The following is a 14,114-nucleotide window of genomic DNA, read 5'->3' on the forward strand; positions in this document are numbered from 1 at the left end:
TAAATTGTGAATGAATTTGAAAAGAATGTGCAAAGTAAACGTAACGACGCAATTGATTCTGGGGTAGGGTTTATCGTTTCTTTTGGTTTTTTTGCTACAATGTTTATTATTGCTACCGTTATTAAAATCATCGGATCCTAATGTTAGGCTACATAATTAGTTTTAGAGGCTGCAGCCATGCAGTCTCTTTTTCATTTTGTGATGAGTTATTACTTTATCGTATGTAAAAAGGATGAAAAGGTTCCAGTGTTCTGATAAAACCTGTAGGTAATCGCACCATGTTGATCGGTCCTGTATACAGCTGAGTTAGATAAGCGCTCTAGCACCTCACTATGCGGGTGACCATAGCGATTTCTTTCACCAACTGAAATCCATGCAATGGCTGGGGTAATCTTGTTGATAAACATCTCACCGCTAGAGGTTTTACTGCCATGGTGCCCAGCCTTTAGTACATCGATATTCAAATCGGGATATTTCCTAACGATCCTTTCCTCCCCTTCTTGATCGAGATCACCTCCAAAAAACCAATTCAGTCCGCCAATGTATGCTAATAGAGCAATCGATCCACCATTTGTATCACCTTGGTAATTTTTTTCTGGACTTAAAACATAGAATGCGCTGTTTTTATTCTCCCATTGACTCCCTTCCGCTACCACGACTACCTGAACTCTTCTTTCTTGAGCTTCCTTAATAATACGCTGCACTGAGGGAGATAACTCTATAACGGAAGGCAAAATGATTTGTTTTACTTTTATCTCTTCCAAAACAGCAAGGGCTCCGCCAATATGGTCTGCATCACCATGTGTAAGAATAAGTTTATCTAGTTGTTTAATGCCCTTTCCTTTCAAAAAAGGTACCACCACATCTCTCCCAACCTCAAAGGGTTTTGCAGGTTTCTTCCATTCGTCCTCTTCGAAGACAATCGTTCCCCCCGTATCGATTAAATAAGTACCTTCCCCGAATGGATGATGTATTAAAATACTGTCGCCCTGCCCAACATCAATCATGGTGACTTCTCCAAATGGGTTAACCCAATTCCAAACGTTTTGAAAGGTAAACAAAACGATGGCTAAGAGCATGGCCATTTGTTTTCTTTTTTTCTGTAAACCCGCCTCCCATAATATAAAAATAGCGAGAATAATCAATAAATAAAGGAAGAAGTTAATCAAATTGGGTCTCCCTGTAATGAGCTGCAGAGTGGATATATCTGCAAGCCGATGAATAAGCCCATTAGCTAGGATAATGATGTTCATGAGTAAATTTATTAAAAATGAGGGTGTCGCTCCAAAAATGAGCTGAATGAAATACAAAAAATATAAGCCTGGAACAAACACAAACGAAAATAGCGGAATGTAGAGGAGGTTTGCTGCAATACTAATAAAGGAAATTTCAAAGAAATGGTACAGTAATATTGGAAGTGCACCGAGTTGGGCAATTATGGATATAACAATCATCGATGAAATACTTCGTTGGTACCAAGGCAAAATGCTGGAGGCAGATAAAATAATGGCAAAACTAACTGAAAATGATAGTTGAAAACCTACATCGAATATAATTAAAGGTGTAAAGAATACATAAATCATAAATGTAAGGCTTATGGCATCAACAGGTGACATCCTTATTTGTTTTTTCCATCTTACTGCCGACAATACGAGGAATAGCGTTAAGACAGCCCGAATCACGGATGGTGAGGCACCAGTTAAAATTGCATAAATCGGTAAAAGAATGAGAAGAAAATTAAACATAAATTGCCGAGTCAACCCGATTCTAATTCCTAAATAAAAGACCATCCCTATTAACAATGAAACATGAAGTCCAGATATTGCTAATAAATGAACAATACCAGTCTTTTGATAATCGATTAAAACCTCCGGATCGAACATACTCCTATCCCCAAAAATCAATGCTGCTGAAAGGGCTGCAATTTCAGTTGGAAAGTTCTTTTCAAGATAATTGATGCCCATAAAACGCCATTCTTTAATCATGGTTATCGGCGTTGATTTCACAACAGCACATCTTTGAAGCGGATGTCCATTTAATTCAACGATCTTATATATTTGTTTATTGGCTAAATAGTTTCGATAGTTGAAAGCATTCGGGTTTTTAGCAATAGAAGGATCGCTTAACTTTCCTTTTATTTGGCATAAGCGCCCGTAAAAATTGGTATCTTTTAAGGACCATTTCTCTGATTCTGATTTAATTTTATAGCGAATTAATAGCTTTTCTTTATGCTTTATATCAAACGCAGTAACTTGCAGTAAATCACCATCCACTTTGGTGTTCTCCATATACTCGACATAAAAGGTAGTGGTTGAATCTGACAGGGTGGTTTTATTATTTGTTACAACTGCATGACTGGTAAATAAAAAAGTGATAAAGAGGCAGATAACGATTATTAACTGTAGTTTTGAGTATTTTTTATAGCGAAAGAGGAGGCAGAGATAAACGATGGAAATAAGTAAGAAGAGTAAAAAATTGAAAATCGAGGTTAATACGCCTAATAAAGCTACAATCGCATAATAAAAGTATTTACCATTCATATGTTTTCTCCATATTTTAGAGGGTGTATTTAACGCCGGGGCTGCCGGCGTTAAATTTGCTTTTATTGTCCCATTTTCCGGAAATCAATAACTGATTCTTTTAATTCTACTTTTTCCGTCTTAACATTTGCTTGCTGAAATAATTCAATAGCGTGAGGGTGGTTTTTATAATCCTCGGCATAATAAACTGTTTTAATCCCAGCTTGAATAATAGCTTTACAGCATTGGAGACATGGGAAATGAGTAACATAAATTTCGGAGTCCGCTGTAGGCACACCGAACTTAGCACATTGTAAAAGTGCATTCATTTCAGCATGGATCGTTCTAACACAATGGTTATCAATAACATAACAACCTTTATCAATACAATGGTCTCCCCCGGCAATTGATCCATTGTAACCTCCGGCAATGATTCGCTTGTCTCTGACTATGGTTGCGCCTACCGTTAGCCTTGTACATGTACTTCTTAATGCCAGCAAATGGCTTTGTGCCATAAAATACTGATCCCATGAAATGCGTTCCACTTCCTCAACTCCCCAAAATTCGATTTTTTTCTCTCTTTTAGTGTAATATCTGCGGCTTTAAAAGGTCAATTGTAATTCTTATTTAACAGTTATAAGATCTTTAAGTTTTTCGAATGTTTTATCACCGATTCCACTAATATTTTTCAAATCTTCCACACTTTTAAATACGCCATTTGTCTCTCTGTATTCCAATATCGCTGCAGCCTTTGAAGGACCAATTCCAGGAAGGTTTTGCAATACATTTTCATCTGCTTTATTTAAATTTATTTTTGCTTGTTTGTCACCACCGGTATTCATAACAGACCCGGCAGTTCCCCCATCACCAGCAATGCCCTCCTCTCCCTTCGCAGGAATATAAATAACCATCGCATCTTGTACATGCTCAGCAAAGTTCACCTGACTTTCATCACCGTTCTCCGTTAATCCTCCAGCACGATTTATCACATCTATTACGCGTTCACCCTCAGCTGATGAATACACACCCGGCATTTTCACTTGACCTTTAACATCTACAATAATGCTTTGAGGTTCAGTTATTTGTTCTGGCGAAAGCTCGGTTTCTTTCTCCTCCGTGATACTTTGTGGAACGATATTTTCTAGATTACTTACAGATGATTTACTTTCCTCTAAGAAATAAAAAATGGCAGCAAAAGCGATTACGGCGGCAATCATTACATACTTCTTATGCTCTATAATCCAGTCCTTCAACATGAATCCATCCTTTCAAGTGGTATATTTCACAACTAAATCTCATATTGTTATTAGAGAATCTGCATTCGAAGGAGGGTCGGAATAATGAAAATTGGTATCATCGGTACCGGTAATATGGGGACAATTTTGATCGAGGCTTTGATCGATGGAAAGGCAGTATCCCCTTCTTCAATGGTCATTACGAATAGGACAAAAACTAAAGCGATGCTGCTTAAAGATAAATATAAAAATATAAGAGTTGGAGAAAATGCTGCTGAGGTAGCATCTCAATCCGATTTAGTATTCGTTTGTGTCAAACCGTTGGATGTTCATTCTATTCTAACTGAAATTAATCCCCATTTAGGTACCAGAAAATGTGTCATTTCCATTACCAGTCCTATTGACACAAACCAACTTGAAGCGTTAACAGCTTGTTCTGTTGCCAGGGTTATTCCAAGTATTACAAACAGGGCATTAGCGGGAGTGTCTCTCATAACCTATGGTGAAAATTGTAGTGAAAATTGGAAAACAAAAGTGGAGAGTTTGTTTACGAAAATTTCGGTACCAGTAACTATTGATGAGACAATCACAAGAGTGGCATCCGATATCGTTAGCTGTGGTCCAGCATTTTTCAGTTACCTGCTGCAGCGATTTATTCTTGCGGCGGTAAAAGAAACGGAGATTGATGAAGAAACGGCTACTGTTATGGCAAGTGAAATGATTATAGGTCTCGGGGAGCTAATAAAACAAGGGCATTATACATTACCTTCCTTGCAAGAAAAAGTTTGTGTTAAGGGCGGTATTACAGGTGAGGGCATTAAAGTGATGGAGGAAGAGCTTGGAGATGTCTTTGAACATCTTTTCCATGCGACACATTCAAAGTTTAATGAAGACATAGAAAAGGTAAATACGCAGTTCTATAAACATTAATTCGCTAAGATTTAACAAAATCCTTTATTTTTTTCAAAAAAAGCCATCTTTTTTATTTAAAAGATGGCTTTTTTTTTGCAATAAAAAATATTCGCTCTGAATTCGGCTGTGGTTGGATATTGTCGAAATCAGCACAGACTTCGAGGAGTTCAAATCCAACTTCTGCTAACCATTCTGAATACTGTTCAACTGGGTAGGTTCTTTGGATATGAAGCTCATCGTAACGATTGTATTTGCCGGTTTGCTCATCTAGTACAAAGAAACTTAGTTCATGTTCAACACTATTCGGATTTTCACCGGGAAAGCTATTCCAAATATAAGATACTTGATCTTCTGTAGATACAAAGGTTTGATTGAGAAAAACCTCAGCAATTTTATAAGTGGAGTGAACATCAAAAAAGAATATCCCGTCATCCTTTAGATGATGTAAAGCACTAGAAAAAGTATGTATGACATCACGATCTGATTCCAAGTAGTTTAAAGAATCGCAAAAAATCCCAATAATATCGAATTCTCCATGACCTTCAATACTTACCATGTCCTGCTCAAAAAAAGGTATTTGCAGGCCTTCCTCCTGTGCTTTTGCCTGGGCAACGGCAAGCATATCACCTGATAAGTCTATTCCAACAACGGAAAAGCCCTCCTTAGCAAAGCGAACGGAGAGCTCTCCTGTGCCACAGGCCAAATCAAGCAGATTTTTACCATCAACCTGATATTTTTTCAATTTATCTTTAACAAATCGAACCCATTCATCATAGGGAGCATCTTGCATGAGCTCGTCATAAAGATAGGCAAACTGTTCATAACTCATGTGGTCAACTCACTGTGAATATCCTCTAGAGGAGCATCTCCCCATAACCGCTCTAATTTATAATAACTTCTTTCATCACGGTGGAAAACGTGTGCAACCACATCTCCAAGGTCAATTAAGATCCACGTTGCCTCATCGAAGCCTTCCATTCTTTTCACATTATATCCGTTTTCTTCTGCCTTCTCTTTGATTTCTCTAGCAATTGCCTGTACTTGTTTGTCAGAGTTTCCATGACAAATAATAAAATAATCGGCAATTAAGGAAATCCCCTGCATATTCAGTGCTAGAATATCTTCTGCTCTTTTATCATCTGCTGCTTTTACCGCAATTTTTAATAACTCCTGATTAGACATTAATCAGTCCTCCTGTCTCTTCATTACGAGATCATTATATGTTTGAAAGCTATCGGGGTAAACCGATTGATTCTTTTTCATTAAGAATAGGATGGTGTTTTTAACTGCTTGTATTAAAGCATTGTCTAAATCTTGTTTTGCTAAGGCTCTTACATCCTCAACACCTGGAAAATGTCGACCTGGTTCAATATAATCGGCTAAATAGATTACTTTTTCCAACAGCGTCATTCCTGGTCTTCCTGATGTATGAAAGCGGATGGCATTCAGTACTTCTTTATCCTTGACTCCTGCTTCCTTTTCGACCAAATAGGCACCCACGGGAGCATGCCACAATTCTGAGTGATAGTGAAGTAAGTCTTCAGGAAACTTTTCCGATAAAATGATTTGCCTCATTTCATCCTTATTACGAAACTTTGCATAATCATGAAAAATCGCCGCTAGTTCCGCTTTTTTTTCATCGGCACCATATAGTTTCGCTAAAGCAATAGCTGTTTCCATGACGCCTAATGTATGCTGGTATCGATGGTCTGTTAACTGTTCTTTGACAATTTTTAATGCTGCTTCACGTTCCATATAAATGGTTCTCCCTAATAAAATCAATGACCCGGTCGGGTAATAAATAGCGAACACTCCTGCCTTGTTCGACTCTCTTTCTGATCATACTGGACGAAACTTCAAATGCAGGTATGTCCACATAAGTAATAGGATATTCTGTTTCTGAGCTATATTTTGGTCTTTCAACACCAACAAATTGTACAAGCTCAATCAATTCATCAATCATATGCCATTTAGGCAGATATTCGATCATATCGGCACCAATGATGAAGTAAAATTGATGTTCAGGAAATCGCTCATTTAAGATTTTCATGGTATCGACCGTAAATGAAGGACCTAACCTCTCAAGTTCAATCTTTTCAATTTTAAATGCAGGGTTCCCTTCAATCGAAAGCTCTAGCATTTGCAAACGGTCGATATTTTCAACAGATTCTGATTTTTGCTTGTGAGGAGGCTCTTGGTTTGGCATAAACCAAATTTCATCAAGATTAAGTTCAGAGAGTACCTCATTTGCAATTAATAAATGTCCGTAATGAGGCGGGTCAAATGTCCCTCCCAAAATCCCAACCTTTGTCATGATGACAGCTCCTTTACTATGGAAGCGAAATTTGTTTCTTTTCCACCGATTCTTTGTAAAGTACTATAGTATTTCCAATAATCTGGACAATATCCGCTCCTGTACCTTCTGCCAATTGCTCTGCAACAACATTTTTATCTTCTTCACAATTTTGCAGAACACTGATTTTAAATAGCTCTCTTGCTTCCAAAGCATCCGCTACCTGCTTGATCATATTTTCATTTACTCCACCTTTTCCTACTTGAAAGATGGGATCTAAATGATGAGCTTTTGATCTCAAAAACCTTTTTTGTTTACCTGTTAACATTTCACGCCTCCAAGCTGTAGTAATACATTCTCTCTCATTCGATTTACATCAGGGAAAATTCCAGTCCATTTTTCAAAAGCAAGTGCCCCTTGATAAACAAACATATCGATTCCATTCTGAATGGTTGCCCCTTTTTCCCGAGCTTCTTTTAAAAACTGGGTTTCAAGCGGGTTGTAAATTATATCACAAACCAGTGACTGTTGATTTAAATGTTCGAGACTAATCGGTATCTCTTCAATTTTCGGGTGCATCCCAATCATCGTGGTTTGTATTATCACATCATATTCCGCCAATTGATCTCCTGCCTCAACTAAAGATAAAGCTTTGGAAGATGTATCAAATGGACAAGCCGCAATAAGCTCCTCTGCCTTGCCGATAGTCCGATTAGCGATGTCAATTGCTAAGGGCTTCATTTTTGCCATAGTAAAATAAATAGCTCTTGCTGCTCCACCCGCCCCAATGACTAATACTTTTTTATCCGATAAGGAAGTAATATATGCGTTTAGCCCCTTTAAAAATCCATATCCATCCGTATTATAGCCAATTAACCTTCCATTTTCATTTACAACCGTGTTAACGGCCCCTATGCTTAAAGCCAGTTTATCCACTTCATCTAACAAAGGAATGATGGCAGTTTTATGTGGAATTGTCACATTAAAACCTAATACGCCAATTGCTCTTAAGCCACGGATAGCAGCTGGAAGATCGTCATTTTTCACATGAAATGGGAGATAATAAGCTTCAATATTATTTACCTTTATTACATCATTAAGCATAACTGGCGACATTGAGTGACCAATTGGATTTCCAAGAACCGCTAAAAGTTTTTCCACCTGTTTCTCCCCCCATTTACTCTATTTTAGATTAAGGATTTACGTATTAGTGTTTGAACACCTTTAGGAACGTATGCCGCAACCTTTACCCCTGGATCGTTAACGGTTATCCACCCTAAACCCGAAAACACAACATCCGTCTTGGCATCCTTAATCACAAATTCTTGTTTTACTAGCTCAGGAAATGAATCTACTTCATCTTTTCGCGGTGGAGCTAGCATTTCCCCTATGTGGGTTCTATATAGTTCATCTGCATTTTCTGTTTTTGTGCGATGAATGTTCAGTTCATTAGATACGTGACAGACAAATGAGGCTCTGTCTCCGCTTATAAAGTCAAATCTCGCCAATCCTCCAAAAAATAAAGTTTGACCTTCATTTAATTGGAATACCTTTGGTTTTATTTCCTTTTTGGGAGTAATCACTTTTAAATCTCTCTTATCTACAAAGTGAGCCATTTGATGATGATTGATAATTCCAGGTGAATCAATCAGAGATTTTCCATCCTCAAGCGGGATTTTTATAATGTCTAAAGTAGTGCCGGGAAAGTGCGATGTAGTAATAATATCCTCTTCACCCGTAACTTCCTTAATGATTCTATTTATAAATGTAGATTTCCCTACATTTGTACATCCTACGACATAGACATCTTTTCCATTTCGCAATTCGTCAATGGCAGCAGCCGTTTCATTGATGAACTTGCCTTTCTCTGCACTGACTAAGAAAACCTCTTCTGGCCTTAACCCCAGCTCTTTTGATTCTTGTTTCATCCAATTAATCAATTTGTTATGTTTTACTGATTTTGGCAGAAGGTCAACTTTGTTCCCCACCAGGACGATTTTGTTCTTTCCTACAAATCGGTGTAAACCAGGCAGCCAGCTACCATTAAAATCAAAAATGTCCACAATCATCACAATTAATGCATCCGTCTGACCAATCCCATTTAAAATTTTGAGAAAGTCATCATCGGTTAAACTAACATCCTGAACCTCGTTATAGTGCTTAAGCCGAAAACAGCGTTGACAAATAATCGCTTCTTTTTCAAGTGCTGATGACGGTGCATATCCTAACTCCGCCGGGTTCTCAGTTTGGACCTTTACACCGCACCCCATACATAAATTTTGCTCTTGTTCACTCACACTTTAATCCTCCCATTGAATCAAGCCTTTTCTTCTGAACCAATTCAAAATTCTTCGTTCAGCAAATCGGTTAAATTTTGTAAAAAAACCATCTGTTTGTGCAACAGGGACCACCAGAATGGTGTGAAATCCGCTTCGGTTTCCACCAAAGACATCCGTTAATAATTGATCTCCAATAACAACAGCATCTTCCTTTCTAATACCCATTTGAGAAAGAGCCTTATTAAACGCACGTACCGTCGGTTTCCTCGCTCGAAAGATAAATGGTATTTGCAAAGGATCCGAGAATTCTTTTACTCGCATTTCATTATTATTAGAAACAATAGTCACGAGAATATTGTGTTTTTTAATTTGTTCGAACCATTTTATTAGCTCAGGTGTCGCATTTGGTCGATCCCATTCCACAAGCGTATTATCCAAATCCGTTATAATTCCCTTAATTCCTCTTTTTTTCAATTCTACAGGATCAATATCTAATATGCTCTTAACATGTTCATTAGGTAAAAAATTCTTTAACACTAAGCTTACACCTCATTAATTAACTTCTGTTTATCTGTACCATCATAACCAATTTTAACCTTTGTATCAAAATAAAACGAATTAATTATAGTATGATTTATTATTTGTCATAGCCGGACTTTTTTTACAGAGAATTGAAAACATATTGCCGTAAATCCTAAATTTAAAAAATATTTTTCGACAAAATCCCAGTCTTTCCACTCCTGTGGATAAAGTTATTAACATTATACCCATTGTTTCAGTCACTTTTTAATAATTTATAAACAAATTAGTCACAAGTTATCCACGGCTAATTGTGAATAATTGGAAAGGTTGTCCGATTCAAGTTAATTTGGTAGATTTAGGGTACACCAATTGAACCTACCATTTTATGCTTCTTTTAAAATTTTTAGTACCATTTATTTTTTATATGGAGGTGCATTCTGGCTTGCGTAAACTGTCAGATGAGTTACTAATCGAATCCTACTTTAAAGCAAGAGAATTAAATTTATGTCCAGAGTTTATTCAACTTATTGAAACAGAAATACATCGCCGTTCCCTATTTAAAAAATTGCAGATTTCTTCATAAGAATCTTATACTATGCCCCTAGAGGGCTTTTTCTTTTTTAAGAGATGTTATTTAATCACCGCCATTTTCCTTGATCAGCAGTCCAATTTTTTCACCGATTCTAATATCCTCTGGTGTTTCAATAGAGGAATCCAGCTGAAAGATCCCCTTTTCAAACAACAATACAACCGTTGAGCCGAAACTGAAATAGGCCATTTCGTCACCTTTTTCAAGCTCTGTTCCTGTATGCGTTCTTTCAATTGAATTTACAAACATGGCTCCAACTTTCACAATAGCCGTATACCCATAGGATGTATCTACTTCTGTAATCATTCGGTAATTTTTTGCTAAAGTTCGAACTCCATATTTTAATCCCATTTTATTAACAGGATAAGATTTTGATCCGAGTGTCCATTGTTTAACAATAGTTCCCTTTACAGGACTATGTATCCGATGATAATGACTCGGGCTTAAATAGAGTATTATATATGTACCTTGTAAATATTTATTTGCAGACTCCTGACTTCCAAGCATTTCTTGAATGGAATAGGTTTTACCCTTTACAACCATTTCACTCGTTTGATTGATAGTCCCCACATCCTCAATGACGGCATCTACAGGGCTTACCACTGTTTTAGTACTTGTATCGACTTTTCGTACTTCTTTCTTTAATGTTCGAATAAATAAATCATGAAGGGTAGGATATTCATGTATTGCTTTATCCATTTCACTCTGATTTAGGTGATAAATCTTCGCGAACGAAGGGACAACCAATTTGCTAAGTCTAGAACGTGCAAATACCTTTAAAATCACAGATGACCATTTTCCATTTGTTAATTCTATCATGAAACGATATACATGCTTCAACATCGTATTACCCCCAAAAAGTGTAAAAATACTCTTTACGAAACCGACTAAAAAGCTTAATATTAAATACATACAATAAGTATAATAAACAAAGTTCTCTTCCGGCTTTTGTTGAAAAGGAGTGGTGGAGCAAAATGTTTTTATTAGACGTTTTTGATTCTACAATTAAGAAACTTAAGTCCCAAACCGCTAACGTCATTACGTTAACAAATTTATCTTTTGGTGGATTTGCCATTATTTTTGCTATGGAAGGTAATTTACGTTTAAGTTTACTATTAATTTTTATCGCTGCATTAGCGGATCGCTTTGATGGAATGGTTGCAAGAAAGTTTAATATTGAATCAGATCTAGGCAAACAATTAGATTCCATGAGTGATATTATATCATTTGGAGTAGCGCCTGCACTATTACTATATCAGGGAATTTTAAATGAATTTGGCGGACCCGGTTCCTTTTTTACCGTTTTCTTTATTGGTTGCGGTGCGTTTAGATTGGCTAGATTTAATATTACGGAAAGCAATGGTTACTTTACTGGTCTTCCCATTACAGCCGCAGGCTGCTTAGCAACCTTGAGCTTTTTGGCTATTCCATATTTACCAGCTCAGACATTCCTATTTATCATCATCATTTTATCATTCCTAATGGTTAGTCCATTCAAACTCAGAAAAATGTAAGCCGAAAAGCGGAAGCGCCCTCGGACCAAGCCAAAGTGCAGCTTGGTCCTGCGATGATTATTCGAAGGAGCTTTCCTTAGTGGTCAGCGGCGTATGGCCTCCTCGTAAAAGCTAACGCTTTTCCTTCGTGCGAAGCCTATGATGCTGTCGAAGCATCCCTTGTGGAGCGCTCCAACTGAGATAAAGGAAACACGAAGAGCCAGAGGCGCATTCGTGCTTGACTTATCGTAGGTAGGTAAAAATCCTGAAGGGATTTTTACTCGCGGAGAGCGAAGGACACTAGCCGCTAGGGCGCTCCTCAGAAAAGCTAACGCTTTTCTTTCGTGCGAAGTAACGCTTCCGAAGCTTACTCTTGTGGAGCTGAACAGTAAACTAAGTTCAAAAGAATTTATCATATCATATAGTAAGGCCCAGCAGGTATCCTGCTGGGCCTTATTTTTATTTATTTTCTGTTAATTTCAGGAACTCATCGATATCGTCAATACAGATTCGAACCGCCTTTTCCCAGAAATCTCTTTGACTTAAATCAACCTGCAAATGCTTAGAAGCCAAATCCTCAACTGTCATAGAAGCTGTATCTCTTAATAATGAGATATACTTTTCTTCGTACCCCTTACCTTCCTCTAGTGCCTGTGCATAAATCCCAAGAGAGAACAAATAGCCAAATGTATAAGGGAAGTTATAAAACGGTACCCCGGTAATGAAAAAATGAAGCTTAGACGCCCAGAATAATGGATGATATTGATCCAAGGCATCACAATAGGCTTCTTTCTGAGCTTTCTCCATTAATTCATTTAAGGATTCAACAGAGACAGGACCAAGCTTTCTTTCCTCATAAAAACGAGTTTCAAACAAAAAGCGAGCATGGATGTTCATTAATAGAGCAACCGTTCTTTGAATTTTATCGTCAAGCAGAGCAAGCTTTTCCTCTTCATCCTTTGCATTTTTTACAGCTGCATCTGCAACAATCATTTCAGCAAATGTCGATGCCGTTTCTGCAACATTCATTGCATAACCGCGATTTAGATAATGCACCCCTCTCATGGCATAGGAATGGAATCCATGACCCAGCTCATGGGCAAGTGTCGAGACATTCGAAGGTGTACCAGAATACGTCATAAAAATACGAGATTCTTCACTTTCAGGGAATCCAGTACAGAAGCCACCGGGTGCTTTGCCAGGGCGGTCTTCAGCTTCAATCCATTGATCTTCAAATGCTTTCTTTGCGAACGCAGACATCTTTTCACCAAAAAGAGCAAAATTTTGTTCGATAAATTCAGCACCCTCTTGGTAGGAAACCTTTGACTCTGCTTTTCCAAATGGAGCGTCTATATCAAACCAGCTTAATTTTTCAATCCCTAATAGTCTGGCCTTTCGGTTCAAATATTCAACAAGCGGCTGTTTATTATCTGAAATGACTGTCCACATCGTTTCCAATGTTTCTTTTTTCATTCGATTAATACTTAATGGTTCTTTCAAAACATCGTCCCAACCACGTTTTTTATAAACATTTAAGCGAAATCCTGATAGGTGATTTAATGTTTTTGATAAGTAATCTGCTTGTTCATTCCATGATTTCTCCCAGCTTTTAAAAACGGATGCACGCACATTCCTGTCCGAACTGGAAAACTTATTAGCTGCCTGCCCAACAGAAAGCTGCTTTATTTCTCCATTTTCTTCAACTGGTATCTTTATTTTACTAACAATTAGATCATACAATTGTCCCCAGCTATGATAGCCATCAACGCCCAGAGCGCTAATTAATCCTTCTTCTTCAATTGATAACTTATCTTTTGCTCGTTCTCGCCTTTCGCTAAGCGAAAACGTCAGTTCCTTCAGGTACTCATCATCTAACACTTGATTCCAGGCCTCATCATGGATCGATGATAATAGATTGTCAAATGCACTTAGTGCAGATTGGAAAGTGGCACTAAGTCCTGTAACGGTTGCCTCAAGGGCATAAGCCTTTTTATCTTCTGTATTTTGCGCCTGTAAGCAGCCAACAAATGCGGATGCCTGACGAAGCTTTTTACCTGCCCGCTCGAAGTCTGATAGTAATTCTTTTAGATAGACCTTATCCTCGGAAGTATTGAGTGGATTCCAATTCTGTACCTTTATTGCAAATTGTTCAATTAATTCCTTCGTAACCTTTAGATGGTCCGCCAGTTCAGCTGAATTGCTTCCACCCTTAAAAAATACCTCAAGATTCCAAACATCTGAGCATGTAGCAGCTGTCAATTTGTTACCCCCT

Annotated in this window: 16 protein-coding genes and 1 pseudogene; 4 read left to right on the forward strand and 13 right to left on the reverse strand. The window is 37.7% G+C overall.

Annotated features, from left to right (window positions below):
- The first annotated feature begins 6 nt into the window (after positions 1–6).
- On the forward strand, positions 7–141 hold the full coding sequence (locus V7108_RS13130; RefSeq protein WP_045517769.1) for a YqzM family protein: 135 nt from the start codon (positions 7–9) through the stop codon (positions 139–141).
- Positions 142–209: 68 nt separating this feature from the next.
- Here the strand turns inward: V7108_RS13130 and V7108_RS13135 are convergent, their stop codons facing one another.
- The 3 genes and pseudogenes from V7108_RS13135 to V7108_RS13145 all read right to left on the reverse strand — a co-directional run bounded on the left by V7108_RS13135 (position 210) and on the right by V7108_RS13145 (position 3,772).
- Positions 210–2,540, reverse strand: a complete 2,331-nt coding sequence (locus V7108_RS13135) for a DNA internalization-related competence protein ComEC/Rec2 (protein ID WP_335568478.1) — start codon at positions 2,538–2,540, stop codon at positions 210–212.
- A gap of 77 nt (positions 2,541–2,617) precedes the next feature.
- Positions 2,618–3,064, reverse strand: a pseudogene (locus tag V7108_RS13140) (ComE operon protein 2); the annotation flags it as partial.
- 78 nt (positions 3,065–3,142) lie between these two features.
- Positions 3,143–3,772: a helix-hairpin-helix domain-containing protein gene (locus V7108_RS13145; RefSeq protein ID WP_335568479.1), complete on the reverse strand. Its 630-nt coding sequence runs from the start codon at positions 3,770–3,772 to the stop codon at positions 3,143–3,145.
- Positions 3,773–3,859: 87 nt separating this feature from the next.
- Here V7108_RS13145 and comER point away from each other — a divergent pair, with 87 nt between their 5' ends.
- The gene (comER, locus tag V7108_RS13150) at positions 3,860–4,684 is read left to right on the forward strand and encodes a late competence protein ComER (RefSeq protein WP_335509779.1); all 825 of its coding nucleotides are present in this window, start codon (positions 3,860–3,862) and stop codon (positions 4,682–4,684) included.
- A 52-nt stretch (positions 4,685–4,736) separates the two neighbouring features.
- On the opposite strand, the gene V7108_RS13155 is transcribed toward comER, so the two are convergent.
- The 8 genes from V7108_RS13155 to V7108_RS13190 are packed head-to-tail and all read right to left on the reverse strand — an operon-like array spanning position 4,737 to position 9,775.
- Positions 4,737–5,495, reverse strand: a complete 759-nt coding sequence (locus tag V7108_RS13155; RefSeq protein WP_335568480.1) for a class I SAM-dependent DNA methyltransferase — start codon at positions 5,493–5,495, stop codon at positions 4,737–4,739.
- Positions 5,492–5,848 (reverse strand): ribosome silencing factor, encoded by a 357-nt coding sequence (gene rsfS, locus V7108_RS13160; protein ID WP_335568481.1) that lies wholly within the window; start codon positions 5,846–5,848, stop codon positions 5,492–5,494. Before rsfS ends, V7108_RS13155 begins: the two co-directional genes overlap by 4 nt.
- A gap of 3 nt (positions 5,849–5,851) precedes the next feature.
- The gene (gene yqeK, locus V7108_RS13165; RefSeq protein ID WP_335568482.1) at positions 5,852–6,421 is read right to left on the reverse strand and encodes a bis(5'-nucleosyl)-tetraphosphatase (symmetrical) YqeK; all 570 of its coding nucleotides are present in this window, start codon (positions 6,419–6,421) and stop codon (positions 5,852–5,854) included.
- A complete protein-coding gene (locus tag V7108_RS13170) occupies positions 6,411–6,980 on the reverse strand; it encodes a nicotinate-nucleotide adenylyltransferase (RefSeq protein WP_335509786.1) in 570 nt (189 codons plus the stop codon). Before V7108_RS13170 ends, yqeK begins: the two co-directional genes overlap by 11 nt.
- A gap of 16 nt (positions 6,981–6,996) precedes the next feature.
- Complete coding sequence (gene yhbY / locus V7108_RS13175) at positions 6,997–7,287, reverse strand: ribosome assembly RNA-binding protein YhbY (protein ID WP_335509789.1); 291 nt, start codon at positions 7,285–7,287, stop codon at positions 6,997–6,999.
- Complete coding sequence (gene aroE / locus V7108_RS13180; RefSeq protein WP_335509791.1) at positions 7,281–8,120, reverse strand: shikimate dehydrogenase; 840 nt, start codon at positions 8,118–8,120, stop codon at positions 7,281–7,283. The genes yhbY and aroE overlap by 7 nt, the downstream gene beginning before the upstream one ends.
- 26 nt (positions 8,121–8,146) lie before the next feature.
- Positions 8,147–9,229, reverse strand: coding sequence for a ribosome biogenesis GTPase YqeH (gene yqeH, locus V7108_RS13185; protein WP_335568524.1), 1,083 nt, complete (start codon positions 9,227–9,229; stop codon positions 8,147–8,149).
- Between the two features lie 30 nt (positions 9,230–9,259).
- On the reverse strand, positions 9,260–9,775 hold the full coding sequence (locus tag V7108_RS13190) for a YqeG family HAD IIIA-type phosphatase (protein WP_335568483.1): 516 nt from the start codon (positions 9,773–9,775) through the stop codon (positions 9,260–9,262).
- Positions 9,776–10,202: 427 nt separating this feature from the next.
- Here V7108_RS13190 and V7108_RS13195 point away from each other — a divergent pair, with 427 nt between their 5' ends.
- Complete coding sequence (locus V7108_RS13195; protein ID WP_335509795.1) at positions 10,203–10,343, forward strand: sporulation histidine kinase inhibitor Sda; 141 nt, start codon at positions 10,203–10,205, stop codon at positions 10,341–10,343.
- A 51-nt stretch (positions 10,344–10,394) separates the two neighbouring features.
- Here V7108_RS13195 and V7108_RS13200 read toward each other — a convergent pair whose 3' ends face one another.
- Positions 10,395–11,192 carry a phosphatidylserine decarboxylase gene (locus V7108_RS13200; RefSeq protein ID WP_335568484.1) on the reverse strand — a complete coding sequence of 266 codons (798 nt, stop codon included), beginning with the start codon at positions 11,190–11,192 and terminating at the stop codon, positions 10,395–10,397.
- A gap of 131 nt (positions 11,193–11,323) precedes the next feature.
- Between V7108_RS13200 and pssA the strand changes: the two genes are divergently transcribed.
- Complete coding sequence (pssA, locus tag V7108_RS13205; protein ID WP_335509800.1) at positions 11,324–11,863, forward strand: CDP-diacylglycerol--serine O-phosphatidyltransferase; 540 nt, start codon at positions 11,324–11,326, stop codon at positions 11,861–11,863.
- Between the two features lie 438 nt (positions 11,864–12,301).
- On the opposite strand, the gene V7108_RS13210 is transcribed toward pssA, so the two are convergent.
- Positions 12,302–14,101 (reverse strand): M3 family oligoendopeptidase, encoded by a 1,800-nt coding sequence (locus tag V7108_RS13210; RefSeq protein ID WP_335568485.1) that lies wholly within the window; start codon positions 14,099–14,101, stop codon positions 12,302–12,304.
- Positions 14,102–14,114: the final 13 nt, after the last annotated feature.

Source organism: Neobacillus vireti, assembly GCF_036962345.1.
Classification (GTDB): Bacteria; Bacillota; Bacilli; order Bacillales; family Cytobacillaceae; genus Neobacillus; species Neobacillus vireti_A.

What these genes read in the sequence shown, in the direction of transcription:
- V7108_RS13135 (WP_335568478.1), bottom strand. Translation starts at nt 2,540, where the DNA reads ATGAATGGTAAATACTTTTATTATGCGATTGTAGCTTTATTAGGCGTA.
- rsfS (WP_335568481.1), bottom strand. Translation starts at nt 5,848, where the DNA reads ATGTCTAATCAGGAGTTATTAAAAATTGCGGTAAAAGCAGCAGATGAT.
- V7108_RS13155 (WP_335568480.1), bottom strand. Translation starts at nt 5,495, where the DNA reads ATGAGTTATGAACAGTTTGCCTATCTTTATGACGAGCTCATGCAAGAT.
- yqeK (WP_335568482.1), bottom strand. Translation starts at nt 6,421, where the DNA reads ATGGAACGTGAAGCAGCATTAAAAATTGTCAAAGAACAGTTAACAGAC.
- pssA (WP_335509800.1), top strand. Translation starts at nt 11,324, where the DNA reads ATGTTTTTATTAGACGTTTTTGATTCTACAATTAAGAAACTTAAGTCC.
- yhbY (WP_335509789.1), bottom strand. Translation starts at nt 7,287, where the DNA reads ATGTTAACAGGTAAACAAAAAAGGTTTTTGAGATCAAAAGCTCATCAT.
- yqeH (WP_335568524.1), bottom strand. Translation starts at nt 9,229, where the DNA reads ATGGGGTGCGGTGTAAAGGTCCAAACTGAGAACCCGGCGGAGTTAGGA.
- V7108_RS13200 (WP_335568484.1), bottom strand. Translation starts at nt 11,192, where the DNA reads ATGTTGAAGCATGTATATCGTTTCATGATAGAATTAACAAATGGAAAA.
- comER (WP_335509779.1), top strand. Translation starts at nt 3,860, where the DNA reads ATGAAAATTGGTATCATCGGTACCGGTAATATGGGGACAATTTTGATC.
- V7108_RS13170 (WP_335509786.1), bottom strand. Translation starts at nt 6,980, where the DNA reads ATGACAAAGGTTGGGATTTTGGGAGGGACATTTGACCCGCCTCATTAC.